Raw genomic sequence first — 18,758 nt, forward strand, 5'->3', positions numbered from 1 at the left:
TCGCCCTTCGAAAAGGTCGCCTGTTTCAGCAAAATGCCGTCGCCGCGGCAAGCCCCGTGGCTGAAAAGAATGCGTGTATCCTCGCGACGATGACGCATCCGCCTCAAAGCGGCGGCAGGCGCCGGGCGACGGATGTTCCCTTGATGACGGCCGTGCTGGTGACGGCATGGTCGGAAAGCGCCTCGAGAACATCGTCCATTTCTTCGATCGAGTGGACGACGAGGCGGGCGAGAAAGGGATCGTCCCCCGTGATCTTGTCGCATTCGATGAACTGTGGCGTATCCTGGATCAGCTTTTCCACCACATGCAGCTTGCCGGGCAGCGGCCTGATACGCACGAGAGCGCGAATCTGGTAGCCGAGCGCGCGCGCATCGACGTCGAGTGTGAAGCCGCGGATGACGCCGCCGGCCTCCAGCCGACGCACCCGCTCCGACACCGCCGGCGCGGACATGCCGACGAGGCGGGCGAGTTCACTCATGGAGAGCCGTGAATCCGCATCGAGCGCTACCAGGATTCGGGAATCGACGGCATCGATGGATGAGTTTTCATATTGAAGGCGATTGGGGATTTTTGCGCTGCTCATCGATGCATTATAGCGATTCTGCCTTCGGTTCTCCATGGAAATCAGCCTGTCCACCCTCCATGATCGCGCATCACAGGAGTGACCCATGCTGATTGGTTTTCTGGCCGGCCTTGCAACATGCGCGTTGTGGGGCCTCACATTCATTGCGCCACGCGCCGTCGATCCCGCTTCCACCTTGGACCTCACCGTTGCACGATACGGGATATTCGGCCTGGTTTCCGTCCTGCTCATGCTGCATCCGCGCTTTCGCCCGCGCGGCCTGACATGCAGGCGCTGGCTGACCGGCCTGTCTCTCGGCGGCGCGGGCTATGTCGGATATTTCGTCGCCGCCGCCTATGCGGTCAGGCTGGCGGGCGCCGCCATACCGCCGCTCGTCATCGGTACCATGCCGGTGCTGCTGGCGTTGATCGCCAACTGGCGGGACCGGTCTGCCCCGTGGCGCGCGCTCGCTGCGCCGCTCGCGCTGATCGCCGCCGGCGTGGCGATCGTCAACATCTCGGTCATCGAGGCAGCCGGGCCGGAGGGGCGCAAGGCGGTTCTGCTCGGCGTCCTGGCGGCCTCGGCCGCGCTTGTTATCTGGATCGCCTACGGCCTCGCCAATGCCGCCGTCATGCGCGCCGCCGACGCGCCGGATGGCCTGCATTGGACGGGCGTACAAGGGATAGGGGCGGCGATCGGCAGCATGGCACTTCTGCCGCTGACCTCTTTTTCGACGCAGCCCCTTGCCGGTCCCGACATGGTGAACTTTCTCGGCTGGGCTGCGGTCATGGGCATTGCGGGATCGTGGATCGCGACATTCTGCTGGGGGATCGCTTCCGCCAGATTGCCACTCGCGCTTGCCGCGCAGCTCATCGTGGCGGAAACCGTGTTCGGTCTCGTTTACGGGTTTGTGTACGAAGCGCGGTGGCCGCAGGCGGCCGAGTGGATCGGCGCAACGCTGCAGCTCACCGGTGTCGCGGTGGCGGTGGCCCTCTTCAGCAGGCCGGGATTATCCGCCAGAGGCACCGGCAAAGCCGAAGCGTAGAACGAAAAAGGCCGGGGCGAGCCCCGGCCTTTCCTGAACCAAAATCGTCCGGGCGATTAACGCTTGGAGAACTGGAACGAACGACGGGCCTTGGCCTTGCCGTACTTCTTGCGTTCGACGACGCGCGAGTCGCGGGTCAGGAAGCCGCCCTTCTTCAGGACCGAGCGCAGGGCCGGCTCGAAGTAGGTCAGTGCCTTGGAGATGCCGTGACGAACGGCACCGGCCTGGCCGGAAAGGCCGCCGCCGGCGACGGTCGCGTCGATGTCGAACTGGCCGTCACGGGCAGCTGCGACGATCGGCTGCTGCAGGATCATCTGCAGGACCGGGCGTGCGAAGTAAGCTTCGAACGACTTGCCGTTGACGGTGATCTTGCCGGAGCCCGGCTTGACCCACACGCGGGCGACAGCGTCCTTGCGCTTGCCGGTGGCGTAGGAACGGCCCTGGGCGTCAACCTTCTTGACGTGAACCGGGGCGGAAGCGGCCGGAGCTGCAGCGGCGACGCCGAGGTCCTTGAGCGAGGAGAGGTCGGCCATTATCAGGCGCTCCTTGTGTTCTTGCTGTTCAGCTTGGCGACGTCGAGAACGACGGGCTGCTGGGCTTCGTGCGGGTGGTTGGCGCCGGCGTAAACGCGCAGGTTCTTCATCTGGCGACGGCCGAGCGGGCCGCGCGGAACCATGCGCTCGACAGCCTTCTCGAGAACGCGCTCCGGGAAGCGGCCTTCGATGATCTGGCGAGCCGTACGCTCCTTGATGCCACCCGGGTAACCGGTGTGCCAGTAGTACTTCTTGTCGGAGTACTTCTTGCCGGTGAAGACGACCTTGTCGGCGTTGATCACGATGATGTTGTCACCGTCGTCGACGTGGGGCGTGAAGGTGGCCTTGTGCTTGCCGCGCAGGCGGTTCGCGATGAGGGTAGCGAGGCGACCGACAACGAGGCCTTCGGCGTCGATGAGGATCCACTTCTTCTCTACCTCGGCGGGCTTCTGTACGAAGGTACCCATGGGAGTAGCTCTTTCTGTAGGGTCCCGAAGCCTTGCGGCCTGGGGCATTTCTTGTTGCTTGGTTTGGCGCCTTGCGGATGCCAAAAATCGAACGCGGCCCGTGGGGACCGCGATCTGGTGCGGCTTATAAGCGAGAGCGGGTAGGGCGTCAAGCGACGTTGTTCAGCGGATGCTAAAGATAGTCCTTTAAAAACAATGGCTTGCAATAACGGTATTAAGATACCACAAATTATCGCGGTGGAATCGAGTAGGTCGCGGTGGCATGGGCCACGAGTTCCTCGCCGCCGGCATCGAAAATCGAGGCGTCCACCACCGCCAGCCGCTTGCCGAGCTTGAGGAGGCGGCACATGCAGGAAAGAGGGCCGGGGGCGGGCTTCCGCAGGAAATTGATGTTGAGATTGGTGGTAACGGCAAGCGCCACCGGCCCGATATGGGCGAGCACCGCGCACCAGGCGCCGACATCGGCGAGCGCGAAGAGCGTGGGGCCGGAAATCGTGCCGCCAGGGCGCAGGTGCCGCTCGTTGGGCGTGAGCCGCAGCGTCACCGTTCCGGGGCCGACCGCCATCACCTCGAACACTTTCCCATCCGTATGGAGCTGCGGAAAATCGGTTTCGAGGAAGCGGTTCAGCGCTTCCGGATCCATGATCGGCGTCACTTCCATCGCAGGCGTCTCCTTTTTAGCGTTTACAGACCGATTTTCCCTCTCTCGCAAGCCCGCTGAAAGTCTAGCTTGCCGCGCTTGAAACGGGCGGCGGCGCGGCGTAGGACCTCAGGACGATACGACAAGGAGGCGAGCATGGCGGATGTGGTGGAGTTCAGGAAAGAGGAGCCGGCCGGCCTGGTGCGGATCGAGCGGCAGGCGCCGGTGTTGCGTATCACGCTGAACAACCCGCCGGCCAACGCGCTCTCCATCGCCACCATGCGGGCGCTTGCCGAGGCGCTTGATGCCGTCGCGGCAGATGACGCCATCCGCGTCGTCGTGCTGGCCTCGACCGGCAAGGTCTTCTCCGCCGGCCATGACCTCAAGGAAATGACCATGCATCGCGCGGATGACGACGGCGGGCGTGCCTTCTTCGAGAAGACCATGCGCATGGCCGCCGACATCATGCTGAAGATCGCCGCGCTGCCGCAGCCCGTCGTGGCCGAGATCGACGGCCTTGCCACCGCCGCCGGCTGCCAGCTCGTCGCGAGCTGCGACCTCGCCATCTGCACGGACACCGCCACCTTCTGCACCCCCGGCGTCAATATCGGCCTGTTCTGCTCGACGCCGATGGTCGCCGTGACCCGTGCGGCGCATCCCAAGCAGGCGATGGAGATGCTGCTGACCGGCGAGACCATCGACGCGTCCACCGCCAAGGATTTCGGCCTCGTCAACCGCATCGTCCCGCAGCAATACCTGCGCCAGGTCGTCGACAAATACGCCGCCGTCATCGCGTCCAAGTCGCCGCAGGCCCTGCGTATCGGCAAGGCCGCGATCCGCGCCCAGGCCGGCCTGCCGGTCGCGGACGCCTATGATGTGGCGGTCGCGACGATGGTGGAGAACATGCTGGCAGACGACGCAAAGGAGGGCATCGGCGCGTTTCTGGACAAGCGTATGCCGGAGTGGGATCGGAAATAGATTACGCCAGCTTGAGCACCAGCACGCCGCAGGCGATGACGGCGCCGGCGAGGTAGCGCCAGACGCTTGCCTTTTCCTTGAGGATGAAGACGGAGATGAGGAGGGCGAAGAGGATGGCGGTTTCGCGCAATGCGGCGACCGTCGCGACCGGCGCCCTGGTCATCGCCCACAGCGCCAGCCCGTAGGACGCGATGGAACCGGCGCCGCCGAACAGGCCGCGCGCCCAGTTGCGGCGGACATGGCTCCAGACCGGAGCGGTGCCGCGCCGCGCGATCGCCCAGGCAAACAGCAGGACCGGCGGCAGCAGTGCCATCCAGAGCGTATAGGAAATCGCGTTGCCCGAGACGCGCGCGCCCGCGCCGTCCACAAATGTATATGTGGCGATGACGACGGCATTGGCCAGCGCCAGCAGGATGGCATGGCGCCCGCCGCGGCGCGATTCAAGCGCGAGCGTCAGCACGCCGGCCGAAATGACCAGCACGCCCGCCATGGCCGTCGTGGTCAGGTGTTCGCCCAGCACGAGGCCGCTCGTCATGGCGACGATAAGGGGCGCCACCCCGCGCATCAGTGGATAGACGAGCCCGATATCGCCGGCCCGGTAGGCCGCGGCCACCAACTGGAAATAGGCGAATTGCAGGACGGCCGAGACGAGGATGAACGGCCAGGCCTCCGGTTTCGGCAGCGGCACGAAGGGCAGGAAGAACAGGCCGACAGCGCCGGCGCCGAGCGCCACCATCGCGGCGTCCAGCGACTTGTCGGTTCCGGATTTGACCAGCGCATTCCACGTCGCGTGCAGGGCCGCGCCGAGAAGCACGAGGAGAAGAACGTCGAACGGCAATCTGGAACCTCGGCGGGGCAGGCGGGGCGAACGGGAAGGCACCTCTTCATCCGCCCAAATCCTGACATTTGCAATCGGGATCTGCCGCAACTTTTGTGATGGAACCGGCAGAATCCGTGATGACTGCGCCGGATTGGCACAGATCGCGCCGCAAAGGCCCTGCCGGGGCGCTCTTCTTCTTTAAGGTTTCGCGCTAGAATGGCGAACAGCAAGGCATGGGAGAGACGTTCGCGACAGCCGGAGGAGGCAGCGATGAACCACGACCATTATCCCGACAGCTATATCCGCGATATCCTTTCCAGCGTGCACACGATCGCCGTCGTCGGCGCGTCACCGAACGATGCGCGTCCGAGCCATGGCGTCATGGGCTTCCTGCTCGGCAAGGGCTACCATGTCATTCCGGTCAATCCCGGGCATGCGGGCAAGACCATTCTCGGCCAGACCGTCCATGCCCGCCTCGCCGATATCCCTGAACCGATCGACATGGTCGACGTTTTCCGCGCCGCCAGCCAGTTCGGTGCCGTCGTGGACGAGGTGCTGGCGCTGCCGCGACGCCCGAAGGTCCTGTGGGGGCAGTTCACCGTGCGCGACGATGCCGCCGCCGCGCGGGCGCAAGTCGCAGGTATTCGCGTCGTGATGGACCGTTGCCCGGTGACGGAATATCCGCTGCTCATGCGCAAGGCATCGTGACACCGGGCAAACATTGACTTCACATAGCGTTACCCCAATTCTCCCCGAAAACGGGAACGCGCCATGAATCATGATTCCTATCCGGACTATTATCTTGCCGACATTCTGCGCGCGACGAAGGTGATTGCCCTCGTCGGCGCCTCGCCGAACCCGGAGCGCCCCAGCCAGCGCGTCATGGCGTTCCTGCTGCGCAAGGGCTATCGGGTGATCCCGGTCAATCCAGGGCAGGCGGGGAAGGAAATCCTCGGCCAGCGCGTCGTCGGCCGTCTGGCCGATATCGAAGAGCCGATCGACATGGTCGATGTCTTCCGCGCCGCCAATGCGCTTCCAGCCGTCGTGGACGAGGTGCTGACGCTCTCGCCGCTGCCGAAAGTCATCTGGGGGCAGCTTTCCGTGCGTCACGACGAGGCTGCGGCCAAGGCCGAAGCCGCCGGGATCAAGGTCGTGATGGACCGCTGCCCGGCCATCGAATATCCGCGCCTCATCGGATGACGGCATCGCGCATGGCGCGCTTTGCGGCAGCCGCGCGCGAGCGGAAAACTCCCTTTGACCGGCCGCTATCTCTCTGAAATAGTGCCGGAACTTTAAAAAGGGAGGTCATCCATGACGAAGAACAAGCCGGGCTTTTCAACGCTCGCCATCCATGCGGGCGCCCAGCCGGACCCCACGACCGGCGCGCGCGTGACGCCGATCTACCAGACGGCCAGCTTCGTGTTCAACGACGCCGACCACGCTGCCTCGCTCTTCGGCCTGCAGGCCTTCGGCAACATCTACACCCGCATCATGAACCCCACGCAGGCCGTGCTCGAGGAGCGCGTCGCCGCGCTGGAGGGCGGTACGGCGGCGCTTGCGGTGGCCTCGGGCCATGCCGCGCAACTGTTGGTGTTCCATACGATCATGCGCCCGGGCGACAACTTCATCGCCGCGCGGCGGCTCTATGGCGGCTCCATCAACCAGTTCGGCCATGCCTTCAAGAATTTCGACTGGCACGTGCGCTGGGCCGACACCGACGACCTTTCCACGTTCGAAAGCCAGATCGACGACAAGACGAAGGGCATCTTCATCGAAAGCCTCGCCAATCCGGGCGGCACCTTCGTCCATATCGCCGGCATTGCCGAGATCGCGCACCGCCACGGCCTGCCGCTCATCGTCGACAACACGATGGCGACGCCCTACCTGCTGCGCCCGCTGGAGCACGGTGCCGATATCGTCGTGCATTCGCTGACCAAGTTCATGGGCGGCCACGGCAACTCCATGGGCGGCATCATCGTCGACGGCGGCACGTTCGACTGGTCCGCGTCGGGCAAATATCCCGCGCTGTCCGAGCCGCGCCCGGAATATGCCGGCATGGTGCTGCATTCGACCTTCGGCAACTTTGCCTTTGCCATTGCCTGCCGGGTGCTGGGCCTGCGCGATTTCGGCCCTGCCATCTCGCCGTTCAACGCCTTCCAGCTCCTGACCGGCATCGAGACGCTGCCGCTGCGCATGCAGCGCCACTCCGACAACGCGCTGGCCGTCGCGACGTGGCTGAAGGGCCACGACAAGGTCGCCTGGGTCAACTATGCCGGCCTCGACGACCACCCCAACCACGCGCTCCAGCAGCGTTATGCGCCGAAGGGTGCGGGCGCCGTCTTCACCATCGGCCTGAAGGGCGGCTACGAGGCGGGCAAGCGCTTCGTGGAAGGGCTGGAAATGCTCTCGCACCTCGCCAATATCGGCGACACGCGATCGCTGGTGATCCACCCGGCCTCGACGACCCACCGCCAGCTCTCCGAAGAGCAACAGGTCGCGGCGGGCGCGGGCCCGGATGTGGTGCGCCTGTCCATCGGCATCGAGGACGCCGCCGACATCATCGCCGACATCGAACAGGCCCTCGCCAAGGCCTGACGCCACGGGGCGGCCGAACAGGCCGCCCTTACATTCCTCCCTATGGAAGACAGCATGAGCAAGGCACAACCCTTCGACATCGCCGGCGTGGAGCCGGAAACCGGCCGCCCTGCCGCCGACCGGCTGATCGCGGGCGATCCGGTCTTCACCAGCTGGAACATCGAGGAAGCCGACGGCGGCGTCTATTCCGGCATCTGGCAATCGACGCCGGGCAAGTGGCGCATCCAGTATGACGAGTGGGAGTATTTCCACATCCTCGAAGGCCATTCGATCGTCACGTCCGACGAGGGCGAGGTGTTCGAGCTCAAGGCCGGCGACCGCCTGATCCTGAGACCCGGCTTCAAGGGAAGCTGGGAAGTCGTTGAAACGACTCGCAAGGATTACGTCATTCGCCTCTAGGCGTCCGGTTTTCCCGCCCGGAACGCCTTCGCGAAGCCGGGCGAGGCAACGAAGCCGAGCAGAGCGCGCATCTCCGCCGAGCGCTCGGCGCCGAAGGCGGCATCGAAGCGCGCCTGTGCATTGCGCCACATCGTGAGCGCTTCTTCCTGCCTCGCCATGCCCAGCGCCGTCAGCCTGGCGCGCCGGACGCGGCCGTCCTTCTCGTCCGCGATCAGCTCGACCAGCCCATCCCGCGTCAGCGGCTTCAGCGTGTGGCCGAGGGCGGAGAGGTCCATCACCAACGCTTCCGCCAGCGGCTTGAGGGCGACGCCGTCCCGCCCGGCGAGCGCAATTTGCGACATCAGCGAAAATTGCGTACCCTTGAGGCCGCTCGGCGCGATCGCTTCGTCATAGAGCTGGCCAAGCTGGCGCGCCGCGCGGCGGATCGCGCTGTTGGTGCAGTTCTGCCAGACACCTTCGGGTTCGTTCATCTCTCACCTCGTCCAGTCCTCGATAAAAATCGGGTGGCCCACTTGCAAGTGGAAACAGCGCTCTCCAATATAATGGTATATGCCACTAAATTCAAACCGGAGACCTGCCATGACCCCTTCATCCACATCTGGAACCGCCCTTGTCACGGGCGCATCCGCCGGCATCGGCGCCACCTATGCCGACCGTCTGGCCCGCCGCGGCCACGACCTCGTTCTCGTCGCCCGCGATGCGGGGCGGCTGTCGGCGCTGGCGGAGACGCTGAAGGCGCAGTACGGCGTTGCCGTCGACGTCCTGCGTGCCGACCTCTCCGTGGCCGCCGACCTGCGCCTCGTCGAAAAGCGCCTGCGCGAGGACGCTGCGATCACACTGCTCGTCAACAATGCGGGTATCGGCCCGAAGGGCGGGCTGCTTGCCGACGATATCGATTATCTCGACACGATGATCGCGCTCAACGTGACGGCCGCAAATCGCCTTGCCGTTGCCGCCGCCCAGGCATTTTCCGCCCGCGGCAAGGGCACCATCGTCAATATCGCCTCGGCGGTCGCCATCGTGCCGGAACTTTTCAACGGCACCTATAGCGGCAGCAAGGCCTTCGTGCTGGCCTTCACGCAGGCGCTGGCGAAGGAACTCGACGGCACGGGCGTGCGCCTCCAGGCCGTTCTGCCCGGCCTGACACGGACGGAAATCTTCGACCGGGCAGGGGGCTCCATCGACGCGCTGGACCAGAGCCGCGTGATGGACGTTTCCGATCTCGTCGACGCGGCCCTTGCCGGCCTCGATCAAGGCGAGCTGGTGACGATCCCCTCCCTGCCGGAAAAGGCCGACTGGGAAAAGCTGGAAGCCGCCCGCTTCGCGCTGGGACCGAACATCTCGCACAACAAGCCGGCCGCGCGCTACGCTGCGACCTGACAGGTCACCATTCCAGCTCCAGCGCCTCCAGACCGTGGAAGTGATAGACGTCCTTGACCACGGGCGGCGTTGCGATGCGCAGGCCGGGCAGGCGCTGGAACAGGATCGGCAGCGCGATGTTGAGCTCGAGCCGGGCCAGCGGCGCGCCGATGCAGAAATGGATACCGGCGCCGAAGGAGAGGTTGGCGCCTTCATCGCGATCCGGCTTGAAGACCAGGGGATCGGAGAATTTCTTCGGATCGAGGTTTGCGGCGGCGAGGATCATCGCCACCTTGTCGCCGCGGCGGACGCTAATGCCGTCGAGTTCGACGTCCTCAAGCGCGAAACGATCGAAGATGTGCACGGGTGCGGAGATGCGCAGGCACTCTTCCACGGTGCGTTCCGTCGCCTTTTGGTCGGCGAAGAGCACGGCGGGGTCGGCGCCGTTTTCCAGGATGGTGCGCACGGCATTGCCGATCTGGTGCACCGTCGCCTCATGGCCGGCGTTCAGCAGCACGATGGTCGTGGAGATGAGTTCGTCATCGGTCAGAAGCTGGCCGCGATGTTCGGTATGCACCATGTGCGAGAGCAGGTCGTCGCGCGGTTCGTCGCGGCGCTCGGCGATGACGCCGCGCACGTAATCCGAAAACTCCTGTGCCGCCTTGTCGGCGGCAAGCTCGTCGGCATGGGTGCGGCCGAACATGTACATGCGCACATAGGCGTGGGACCACTTGAGGAGCTGCGGACCCATTTCGTCGGGAATGCCGATCATGCGGGCGATCATCGTCACCGGCAGGATATCGGCGAAGGCGGAGAGCAGCTCGACCTTGCCGTCCTTCTCGAAGCGGTCGATGGCCTGATGGCAGAGATCGGTGATCTCGGGCGTCAGCTTCTCGATCATGCGCGAGACGAAGGCGCGGTTGACGAGGGTGCGCAGCCGGGTGTGTTGCGGCGGTTCCAGCTCCAGCAGCGACCAGGCCTCGGCCGCATCGAAATGCGCGACATGCGGCTGCGGTTCGGGAAGCCCGAGTTCCGCGCGGCTTGCCACATGGAGGATCTGCCGGCCGAAACGGCGGTCGCGCAACAGGCCGTTCACATGGTCGTAGCCCGTGAAATACCATTTCTTCTGTTCCTCCCACCAGAAGGTGGGACACTGCGCGTGGAGCGCCGCATAGACCGCGTTCGGGTCGCGGTAGAAAGCGGGATCGCGGCCATCCAGCGAAACGCGTCTGTTGGCGGCATCGATGGTCAGGAAGGGGAGATGTGGCGTCGTCATAAACGATGACGTAGCGGATTTCACAAGCCCATGAAAGCTTGACAAAACGCCTTCAACAACCGTGTCGCCTCAATCAAATCATTTCCCCACCGCGATACCCTCGCGCCGCGGGTCGGCTGCGCCTTTCAGGCCGTCGGCGATGAGTTCGATGGCGTGCAGGCCGGAGTTCATCTCGCCGATCTTCACCTCGTAACCGAGGTCCTTCAGCGGTCCGGCAAGCTTTTCCGCATCGGTGCCGGCTTCGATGTCGTAGGTGCCGAACCGGTTGATGAGATGGGGCATCGCGACGATCCCGCCGACATCCATGCCCCAGTCGATATAGGCGATCAGCGCCTGCGCGACATAGCCGATGATCTGGCTGCCGCCGGGCGAGCCGATGGCAAGCAGCGGCTTGCCGTCCTTGAGGACGATGGTCGGCGACATGGAGGAGCGGGGCCGCTTGCCGGGCTCGACGCGGTTGGCGACGGGCAGGCCCTCGTCGTGGGTCTTGAATGAGAAATCCGTGAGCTCGTTGTTGAGCAGGAAGCCGTTGGTCATCAGCCGGGAGCCGAAACCGTTCTCGATGGTGGTCGTCATGGAAACCACATTGCCCTTGTCGTCGACGATGACGAAATGGCTGGTGGAGGGCAGTTCGATGGCCGCGTCGCGGCCGAAGTTGAAGGCATGATCCCATTCCGGCTTGCCGGCGCTCGCGGCATCCGCGCCGAGCGCCTCGTCGCCGTCCAGCAGCCTGGCGCGTTCGCCGAGATAGGCCTTGTCCGTCAGGCCCTTGATGGGCGCCGGCACGAAATCCGTGTCGGCGAGGTAGCGCTCCCGGTCGGCGAAGGCGAGGCGCTGGGCGTCCCCGATCAGCCGCCAGCTTTCCGGATTGTCCCTGCCGAGCGCCTTGAGGTCGAAATTCTCCAGCATGCCGAGCATCTGGCCGATGGCAACGGCACCGGAGGAGGGCGGACCCATGCCGCACACGTCGAGCGCCCGATAGGCGACGCAGACGGGCTTGCGCTCCTTGACCCGGTAATTGGCGAGGTCGGCGAGCGACAGCACGCCCGCATTCTGTCCGGCCATGCGCACCGTATCGACGATCGCCTCGGCGATCGCGCCTTCATAGAATGCGGCGGCGCCGCCATTGGCGATGGCCGACAGTGTTTCGGCATAGGCGGGGTTCCTGAGGATGGCGCCGGCCTTGAGCGGCGCGCCGTCGGCACCGAAGAAATAGGATGCCGTCGGCTCGAAGGTCTTCAGCCGGTCGCCTTCGGCCGCGACCAGGGCGGCGAGGCGCGAAGACACGGCGAAACCGTCGCTCGCCAGCTTCTGCGCGGGCGCGAAAAGATCCTTCCACGCCATGGCGCCCCAGCGGTTATGCGCCTCCTGCATCAGCATCACGGTGCCGGGCGTGCCGACCGAACGGCCGCCGACCACGGCATCGAGAAACGCCAGCGGCTCGCCCTTTTCGTCGAGGAAAAGCGTGGGCGTCGCTTCCATCGGCGCGGTCTCGCGGCCGTCGAGCGTGGTGATCCGTTTCGCCTGCGCATCGTAATAGACGAGGAAGGCGCCGCCGCCGAGGCCGGAGGATTGCGGTTCCACAAGGCCGAGCACGGTCTGGACGGCGATCATGGCATCGATGGCGCTGCCGCCCTCATCGAGGATTTTCGCGCCCGCCTCGGCGGCGAGCGGATGGGCGGCGGCGACCATGTGCTTCGTCGCGGTGACGACGCCGGCGGCCGCACGGCCCGTGGCGCGCTCGGGAGCGACGGTGTCGGATGCCTGCTGCGCCGGCGCGGGCGTGCCGGCAAGGGCCAGGGTTGCAAGGGCGATGAGGACGCGTTTCATGGGGATTGCCTCCGCTGGAGACGACATAGTGCAGCCGACGGCAGGGAGGAGCAAGGCGGGCGAAAGAATTCATCTTTCCTTCACCCTGTCGGCGGATCGGTTGTGGAAATCCCCGCCGCGCATTGCGCCGATTAACCGCATTCTCGCATACAGCGCCGCAAAACATGGCGCCGTCTTGAAGTCAGCCACCCTGACACTCTATGTAGGGAATACGAAACTTGCTGATTCCCAACGCTTGGGCGAGGGTTTCAGGGCACTTGAGATGAAGGATTGATATGAGAAATCCCGTAGATACCGCCATGGCTCTGGTGCCGATGGTCGTCGAGCAGACCAACCGCGGCGAGCGTTCCTACGACATCTATTCGCGTCTCCTCAAGGAGCGCATCATCTTCCTGACCGGTCCGGTGGAAGATCACATCGCCACGCTGGTGTGCGCGCAGCTTCTCTTCCTCGAGGCCGAAAACCCGAAGAAGGAAATCGCGCTCTACATCAATTCGCCGGGTGGCGTCGTCACCTCGGGCATGGCGATCTACGACACGATGCAGTTCATCAAGCCGGCCGTGTCGACGCTGTGCATCGGCCAGGCGGCCTCCATGGGCTCGCTGCTTCTGGCCGCCGGCCACAAGGACATGCGTTTCGCCACCCCGAATGCGCGCATCATGGTGCACCAGCCCTCGGGAGGTTTCCAGGGCCAGGCGTCCGACATCGAGCGCCACGCCAGGGACATCCTCAAGATGAAGCGCAAGCTCAACGAGGTCTATGTCAAGCATTGCGGCCGCACCTACGAGGAAGTGGAACAGACGCTCGACCGCGACCATTTCATGAGCGCCGACGAGGCGAAGGACTGGGGCCTGGTCGACCGCGTCATCACCAGCCGCGAGGCGATCGAGGGTGTCGAAGGCGCGTAATGTCATGGTTTTGCCGCGGATGAAGCTATTGTGACACATTTGTAAGGTGCACGGGGCTTTATCCCGGCGGCAAAGCCGCTAATATTGGCTGTTAATGCTATGGTGATTTGTGAGAGCCTAGCATTCGGTATTTCGGTGGGGGATTCGTTGCCACCGGCCAGGGCTGTTTCGTCCCGTTCGGTTAGTACCCCCTAAGCCTTGACGGGCTGCGCTTTCCCGAGCGTTCCGGAAAAGGCGGTTTGAGTGTCCGGCCATCTTGCGAGGGGTGGACGGCGTGCTGGAAGGAAAGTGATATGAGCAAGGTCAGCGGCAGCAACGGCGGCGACTCCAAGAATACCCTCTACTGCTCCTTCTGCGGCAAGAGCCAGCACGAGGTCCGCAAGCTTATTGCCGGGCCGACCGTGTTCATCTGCGATGAATGCGTGGAATTGTGCATGGACATCATCCGCGAGGAGAACAAGACCTCGATGGTGAAATCCCGCGACGGCGTTCCCACGCCCCAGGATATCATCAAGGTCCTCGACGAATATGTCATCGGCCAGCAGCAGGCCAAGCGCATCCTCTCGGTCGCGGTGCACAACCACTACAAGCGCCTGGCGCACGCCGCCAAGGGCTCGGACGTGGAACTGGCCAAGTCGAACATCATGCTGGTCGGCCCGACGGGCTGCGGCAAGACGTACCTTGCCCAGACGCTCGCCCGTATCATCGACGTGCCGTTCACCATGGCCGACGCCACGACGCTGACCGAAGCCGGCTACGTCGGCGAGGACGTGGAAAACATCATCCTCAAGCTCCTGCAGGCGGCCGACTACAATGTCGAGCGTGCGCAGCGCGGCATCGTCTATATCGACGAGGTCGACAAGATCTCGCGCAAGTCCGACAATCCGTCGATCACGCGTGACGTCTCGGGCGAGGGCGTGCAGCAGGCGCTTCTGAAGATCATGGAGGGCACGGTTGCCTCGGTGCCCCCGCAGGGCGGCCGCAAGCATCCGCAGCAGGAATTCCTCCAGGTCGACACGACGAACATCCTGTTCATCTGCGGCGGCGCCTTTGCCGGCCTCGACAAGATCATCTCCGCCCGCGGCGAGAAGACCTCGATCGGCTTCGGCGCGATGGTGCGCGCACCGGAAGACCGCCGCGTCGGCGAGGTCCTGCGCGAACTGGAGCCGGAAGACCTGGTCAAGTTCGGCCTCATCCCGGAGTTCATCGGTCGTCTGCCGGTCCTGGCGACGCTCGAGGATCTCGACGAGGATGCGCTGATCCAGATCCTGTCGGAGCCGAAGAACGCGCTCGTCAAGCAGTACCAGCGCCTGTTCGAGATGGAAGACGTCGAACTGACCTTCCACGAGGACGCGCTGCGCGAGATCGCCCGCAAGGCCATCGTCCGCAAGACGGGCGCCCGCGGCCTGCGCTCGATCATGGAGAAGATCCTGCTCGACACGATGTTCGAACTGCCGGAACTGGAAGGCGTGCGCGAAGTCGTCATTTCCGACGAAGTCGCCAAGGGCACCGCCCGGCCGCTCTACATCTACTCCGAGCGCGCCGACGAGAAGGCCAACGTTTCGGCCTGATCCGTCGCAGCATTTCAGACAGAGGACCCGCCCGGCAACGGGCGGGTCTTTTCATGTGAGCCTCAGCGATCGTAGGCCGCGATGGCGGCGGGCAGGGCGGCGGTGACGCCGTTGCCGACCGCCGGCAGGCCCGTCAGGACGGCGCTTATGACGTCCTCGCGGCTTGCGCCGGCCGCCTTTGCTTCCGCCACATGGAAGGCAAGCCCGCTTTCCAGCCGGGCGGCGGCGAGCACGGCGATATAGGCGAGCGACTGGGTCTTGGCGTCGAGCGCGGAAGCCGCGCCGAGTTTCGCCACGGCCTCCAGCCAGGCCTGGCTGTGCGCGGGCGCGTCCTTCATGAATGTCTGGAATGCGTTGCTGACGAGAGACGTGTCGTTCACGGGCGATCCTTTCCTGCTCTGCTCGCCGATACTCTGGCACATCGAGCGCCGGCCCGTCTTGCGACAGGTCAAGACGCACGGTTTTGCGGGTATCGCGAAACGGCTGCGCGCTACATTTCGTGATTGGCCGCTTGCGCCCGGAAAGGGCATGATGCAAGGCAGGCGATATCGCGGGAGGCCGTTGCGAAACGCGGCGCGGCAGGCGAATATGGAAGACCGCGAATCTGCCTGCCAATGCCTCGGTGGCGCCGTCGGTGGGAAGACCGCAAGGTCCGCGACAGCGCGGAGGACTAGTGTTCCTGATGTTCGTTCGTCTGGTCGGCGACTGGAAGGGGGCTCCCTGTCGCCGGGCTTGAAAAAGCGTTAACCGCACGCCACTTGTGGATGGAAAAGATCGCCGGCCCGGTGCCTTGAGGTGCCGATCGGTCCGGTTCCCGGAAACGGGACGTTTGAAAGGAAATGACATGACGAAAAAGACGTCTGCGCCGCACGAATCCACGGCCTTCCCGGTCCTGCCCCTGCGCGACATCGTGGTGTTCCCGCACATGATCGTGCCGTTGTTCGTCGGTCGCGAGAAGTCGATCCGTGCGCTGGAAGAGGTCATGGGCACCGACAAGCAGATCATGCTTGCCACCCAGATCAACGCTTCCGACGACGATCCGGAAACCGACGCCATCTACCGCATCGGCACCGTGGCCAACGTTCTCCAGCTTCTGAAGCTGCCCGACGGCACCGTGAAGGTGCTGGTCGAAGGCCGCGCGCGCGCCGAGATCGACGGCTATACTGATCGCGAGGAATTCTACGAAGCCACGGCCCACGTCCTGGTGGAGCCGGATGAGGACCCGGTCGAGATCGAGGCGCTGTCGCGCTCGGTCGTCTCCGAGTTCGAGAACTACGTCAAGCTCAACAAGAAGATCTCTCCCGAGGTCGTCGGTGCCGCAAGCCAGATCGAGGACTATTCGAAGCTCGCCGACACGGTCGCCTCGCACCTGTCCATCAAGATCGTCGAGAAGCAGGAAATGCTTGAGACGACGAGCGTCAAGCTGCGGCTTGAAAAGGCGCTCGGCTTCATGGAAGGCGAGATTTCCGTCCTGCAGGTCGAAAAGCGCATCCGCTCGCGTGTCAAACGCCAGATGGAGAAGACCCAGCGCGAGTACTACCTCAATGAACAGATGAAGGCGATCCAGAAGGAGCTCGGCGACGGCGAGGACGGCCGCGACGAGATGGCCGAACTGGAAGAGAAGATCGCCAAGGTCAAGCTCTCCAAGGAGGCCCGCGAAAAGGCGGATGCCGAGTTGAAGAAGCTGCGCCAGATGAGCCCGATGTCGGCGGAAGCCACCGTCGTGCGCAACTATCTCGACTGGCTCACGGGTATTCCGTGGGGCAAGAAGTCGAAGATCAAGACCGACCTCAACGCGGCGGAAAAGATCCTCGACGAGGACCATTTCGGTCTCGACAAGGTCAAGGAGCGCATCGTCGAGTATCTCGCCGTGCAGGCCCGCTCGACCAAGATCAAGGGCCCGATCCTGTGCCTCGTCGGCCCTCCGGGCGTCGGCAAGACTTCGCTCGCCAAGTCGATCGCCAAGGCGACCGGCCGTGAGTATATCCGCATGGCGCTCGGCGGCGTGCGCGACGAGGCCGAGATCCGCGGTCACCGCCGCACCTATATCGGCTCGATGCCCGGCAAGGTCATCCAGTCGATGAAGAAGGCCAAGAAGTCCAACCCGCTCTTCCTGCTCGACGAGATCGACAAGATGGGCATGGATTTCCGCGGCGACCCGTCTTCGGCCCTGCTCGAGGTGCTGGATCCGGAACAGAACTCGACCTTCATGGATCACTACCTGGAAGTCGAATACGACCTGTCCAACGTCATGTTCGTGACGACGGCGAACACGCTGAACATTCCGGCCCCCCTGATGGACCGCATGGAAGTGATCCGCATCGCCGGCTACACGGAAGAAGAAAAGCTGGAAATCGCGAAAAGGCACCTGCTGCCGAAGGCGATCCGCGACCACGCGCTGCAGCCGAAGGAGTTTTCGGTCACCGACGGCGCGCTGATGGCGGTCATCCAGCAGTACACCCGCGAAGCCGGTGTGCGTAACTTCGAGCGTGAACTGATGAAACTCGCCCGCAAGGCGGTGACCGAGATCATCAAGGGCAAGGCGCAGAAGGTCGAGGTCACGGCTGACAATATCCATGACTTCCTGGGCGTTCCGCGCTTCCGCCACGGCGAAGCCGAGCGTGAGGATCAGGTCGGCGTCGTCACGGGTCTTGCCTGGACGGAAGTCGGCGGCGAACTGCTTACCATCGAAGGCGTCAGCCTGCCGGGTGGCAAGGGCCGCATGACGGTCACGGGCAACCTGAAGGACGTGATGAAGGAATCGATCTCGGCAGCGGCATCCTATGTCCGCTCGCGTGCCGTCGATTTCGGCATCGAGCCGCCGCGCTTCGACAAGACCGACATCCACGTGCACGTGCCGGAAGGCGCGACGCCGAAGGACGGTCCGTCGGCCGGTATCGCCATGGCGACCGCCATCGTTTCCATCATGACCGGCATTCCGGTCTCGAAGGATATCGCGATGACGGGCGAAGTGACGCTGCGCGGCCGGGTGCTGCCGATCGGCGGTCTCAAGGAAAAGCTGCTCGCGGCCCTTCGCGGCGGCATCAAGAAGGTTCTGATCCCGGAAGAGAACGCCAAGGATCTGGCTGACATCCCGGACAATGTGAAGAACAACATGGAGATCGTTCCGGTCTCGCGCATGGGCGAGGTCATCGAGCATGCGCTGCTGCGCAAGCCCGAGCCGATCGAGTGGGACGGAACGGCCGAAGCGGCCAAGGTTCCGGCCGTCGAATCGTCCGAAGATAGCGCCGGAACGGTCGCGCATTGAGGCCTTACGCCGGCTAAAGACCCCGGCTTTTGGACCCGAAACTGGAAAAGACCGGCCCTCTGGCCGGTCTTTTTCGTTGAAAAGCGTGTGTAAAGCCCGGATTCTCAGGCGATTGCGACGAAATTTTCTTGCGAGGCGAGGGGTGATGCGTATTCTGCCCCCGACTTGTATGAGTCGTTTCAAACCGTATGAAAGGGGTGGAAACATGAACAAGAATGAACTCGTATCCGCGGTCGCTGAAAAGTCGGGCCTGTCGAAGACGGATGCAGCATCGGCTGTCGACGCCGTATTCGAAACCATCCAGGGCGAACTCAAGAACGGCGGCGACGTTCGTCTCGTCGGTTTCGGCAATTTCTCCGTATCGCGTCGTGAAGCTTCGAAGGGCCGCAACCTTTCGACCGGCGCCGAGATCGAGATCCCGGCTCGCAACGTGCCGAAGTTCTCGGCCGGCAAGGGCCTGAAGGACGCCGTCAACGGCTGATCCTCAGGTCGGGCAGAGCGGTTATC

At 64.1% G+C, this 18,758-nt stretch carries 21 protein-coding genes; 12 read left to right on the top strand and 9 right to left on the bottom strand.

Translation table 11 applies throughout. From position 1 onward, the window contains the following. Positions 1 to 103: 103 nt before the first annotated feature. Entirely contained in the window at positions 104 to 583 is a 480-nt protein-coding gene (locus tag GR158_RS12490; RefSeq protein ID WP_160871341.1) for an Lrp/AsnC family transcriptional regulator, read from the bottom strand. An 85-nt stretch (positions 584 to 668) separates the two neighbouring features. Here GR158_RS12490 and GR158_RS12495 point away from each other — a divergent pair, with 85 nt between their 5' ends. Next, positions 669 to 1,607 (top strand): DMT family transporter, encoded by a 939-nt coding sequence (locus GR158_RS12495; RefSeq protein WP_160871342.1) that lies wholly within the window; start codon positions 669 to 671, stop codon positions 1,605 to 1,607. 56 nt (positions 1,608 to 1,663) lie between these two features. Here GR158_RS12495 and rpsI read toward each other — a convergent pair whose 3' ends face one another. The 3 genes from rpsI to GR158_RS12510 form a co-directional block, all read right to left on the bottom strand. Next, the gene (rpsI, locus tag GR158_RS12500; protein WP_134650938.1) at positions 1,664 to 2,140 is read right to left on the bottom strand and encodes a 30S ribosomal protein S9; all 477 of its coding nucleotides are present in this window, start codon (positions 2,138 to 2,140) and stop codon (positions 1,664 to 1,666) included. A gap of 2 nt (positions 2,141 to 2,142) precedes the next feature. Next, on the bottom strand, positions 2,143 to 2,607 hold the full coding sequence (gene rplM / locus GR158_RS12505) for a 50S ribosomal protein L13 (protein WP_134650939.1): 465 nt from the start codon (positions 2,605 to 2,607) through the stop codon (positions 2,143 to 2,145). A 229-nt stretch (positions 2,608 to 2,836) separates the two neighbouring features. Beyond that, the gene (locus tag GR158_RS12510) at positions 2,837 to 3,268 is read right to left on the bottom strand and encodes a PaaI family thioesterase (protein ID WP_160871343.1); all 432 of its coding nucleotides are present in this window, start codon (positions 3,266 to 3,268) and stop codon (positions 2,837 to 2,839) included. A 135-nt stretch (positions 3,269 to 3,403) separates the two neighbouring features. Here GR158_RS12510 and GR158_RS12515 point away from each other — a divergent pair, with 135 nt between their 5' ends. Beyond that, complete coding sequence (locus tag GR158_RS12515) at positions 3,404 to 4,225, top strand: enoyl-CoA hydratase (RefSeq protein ID WP_134650941.1); 822 nt, start codon at positions 3,404 to 3,406, stop codon at positions 4,223 to 4,225. A gap of 1 nt (position 4,226) precedes the next feature. Here GR158_RS12515 and GR158_RS12520 read toward each other — a convergent pair whose 3' ends face one another. Further along, positions 4,227 to 5,063 (bottom strand): EamA family transporter, encoded by an 837-nt coding sequence (locus GR158_RS12520; RefSeq protein ID WP_160871344.1) that lies wholly within the window; start codon positions 5,061 to 5,063, stop codon positions 4,227 to 4,229. Positions 5,064 to 5,315: 252 nt separating this feature from the next. Between GR158_RS12520 and GR158_RS12525 the strand changes: the two genes are divergently transcribed. The 4 genes from GR158_RS12525 (at position 5,316) to GR158_RS12540 (ending at position 8,039) form a co-directional block, all read left to right on the top strand. Continuing rightward, complete coding sequence (locus tag GR158_RS12525; RefSeq protein WP_160871345.1) at positions 5,316 to 5,753, top strand: CoA-binding protein; 438 nt, start codon at positions 5,316 to 5,318, stop codon at positions 5,751 to 5,753. Positions 5,754 to 5,816: 63 nt separating this feature from the next. Further along, a complete protein-coding gene (locus tag GR158_RS12530) occupies positions 5,817 to 6,245 on the top strand; it encodes a CoA-binding protein (RefSeq protein WP_160871346.1) in 429 nt (142 codons plus the stop codon). Positions 6,246 to 6,356: 111 nt separating this feature from the next. Continuing rightward, complete coding sequence (locus tag GR158_RS12535) at positions 6,357 to 7,640, top strand: O-acetylhomoserine aminocarboxypropyltransferase (RefSeq protein ID WP_160871347.1); 1,284 nt, start codon at positions 6,357 to 6,359, stop codon at positions 7,638 to 7,640. Between the two features lie 54 nt (positions 7,641 to 7,694). Further along, a complete protein-coding gene (locus tag GR158_RS12540; RefSeq protein WP_134650945.1) occupies positions 7,695 to 8,039 on the top strand; it encodes a cupin domain-containing protein in 345 nt (114 codons plus the stop codon). Here the strand turns inward: GR158_RS12540 and GR158_RS12545 are convergent. After that, positions 8,036 to 8,509: a MarR family winged helix-turn-helix transcriptional regulator gene (locus GR158_RS12545; RefSeq protein ID WP_160871348.1), complete on the bottom strand. Its 474-nt coding sequence runs from the start codon at positions 8,507 to 8,509 to the stop codon at positions 8,036 to 8,038. The genes GR158_RS12540 and GR158_RS12545 overlap by 4 nt on opposite strands. Positions 8,510 to 8,618: 109 nt before the next feature. Between GR158_RS12545 and GR158_RS12550 the strand changes: the two genes are divergently transcribed. Beyond that, positions 8,619 to 9,419, top strand: coding sequence for an SDR family oxidoreductase (locus GR158_RS12550; protein WP_160871349.1), 801 nt, complete (start codon positions 8,619 to 8,621; stop codon positions 9,417 to 9,419). A gap of 4 nt (positions 9,420 to 9,423) precedes the next feature. On the opposite strand, the gene GR158_RS12555 is transcribed toward GR158_RS12550, so the two are convergent. Both GR158_RS12555 and ggt read right to left on the bottom strand, forming a co-directional pair. After that, a complete protein-coding gene (locus GR158_RS12555; RefSeq protein WP_160871350.1) occupies positions 9,424 to 10,674 on the bottom strand; it encodes a cytochrome P450 in 1,251 nt (416 codons plus the stop codon). A 78-nt stretch (positions 10,675 to 10,752) separates the two neighbouring features. Then, a complete protein-coding gene (gene ggt, locus GR158_RS12560; RefSeq protein ID WP_160871351.1) occupies positions 10,753 to 12,504 on the bottom strand; it encodes a gamma-glutamyltransferase in 1,752 nt (583 codons plus the stop codon). Here ggt and GR158_RS12565 point away from each other — a divergent pair. From GR158_RS12565 to clpX, 3 genes are all read left to right on the top strand, one after another. After that, the gene (locus GR158_RS12565; RefSeq protein WP_134650949.1) at positions 12,503 to 12,778 is read left to right on the top strand and encodes a hypothetical protein; all 276 of its coding nucleotides are present in this window, start codon (positions 12,503 to 12,505) and stop codon (positions 12,776 to 12,778) included. The genes ggt and GR158_RS12565 overlap by 2 nt on opposite strands. Position 12,779: 1 nt before the next feature. After that, positions 12,780 to 13,412: an ATP-dependent Clp endopeptidase proteolytic subunit ClpP gene (gene clpP, locus GR158_RS12570; protein WP_160860377.1), complete on the top strand. Its 633-nt coding sequence runs from the start codon at positions 12,780 to 12,782 to the stop codon at positions 13,410 to 13,412. Positions 13,413 to 13,705: 293 nt separating this feature from the next. Then, complete coding sequence (gene clpX / locus GR158_RS12575; RefSeq protein ID WP_134650951.1) at positions 13,706 to 14,983, top strand: ATP-dependent Clp protease ATP-binding subunit ClpX; 1,278 nt, start codon at positions 13,706 to 13,708, stop codon at positions 14,981 to 14,983. Between the two features lie 62 nt (positions 14,984 to 15,045). On the opposite strand, the gene GR158_RS12580 is transcribed toward clpX, so the two are convergent. Further along, positions 15,046 to 15,363 carry a carboxymuconolactone decarboxylase family protein gene (locus tag GR158_RS12580; protein ID WP_371731641.1) on the bottom strand — a complete coding sequence of 106 codons (318 nt, stop codon included), beginning with the start codon at positions 15,361 to 15,363 and terminating at the stop codon, positions 15,046 to 15,048. Between the two features lie 464 nt (positions 15,364 to 15,827). On the opposite strand from GR158_RS12580, the gene lon reads away from it, so the two are divergent. Next, a complete protein-coding gene (lon, locus tag GR158_RS12585; protein ID WP_160871353.1) occupies positions 15,828 to 18,251 on the top strand; it encodes an endopeptidase La in 2,424 nt (807 codons plus the stop codon). Positions 18,252 to 18,456: 205 nt separating this feature from the next. Next, on the top strand, positions 18,457 to 18,732 hold the full coding sequence (gene hupB / locus GR158_RS12590) for a DNA-binding protein HupB (protein ID WP_023516583.1): 276 nt from the start codon (positions 18,457 to 18,459) through the stop codon (positions 18,730 to 18,732). Positions 18,733 to 18,758: the final 26 nt, after the last annotated feature.

Source organism: Shinella sp. AETb1-6 (genome assembly GCF_009826875.1).
Classification (GTDB): Bacteria; Pseudomonadota; Alphaproteobacteria; order Rhizobiales; family Rhizobiaceae; genus Shinella; species Shinella sumterensis.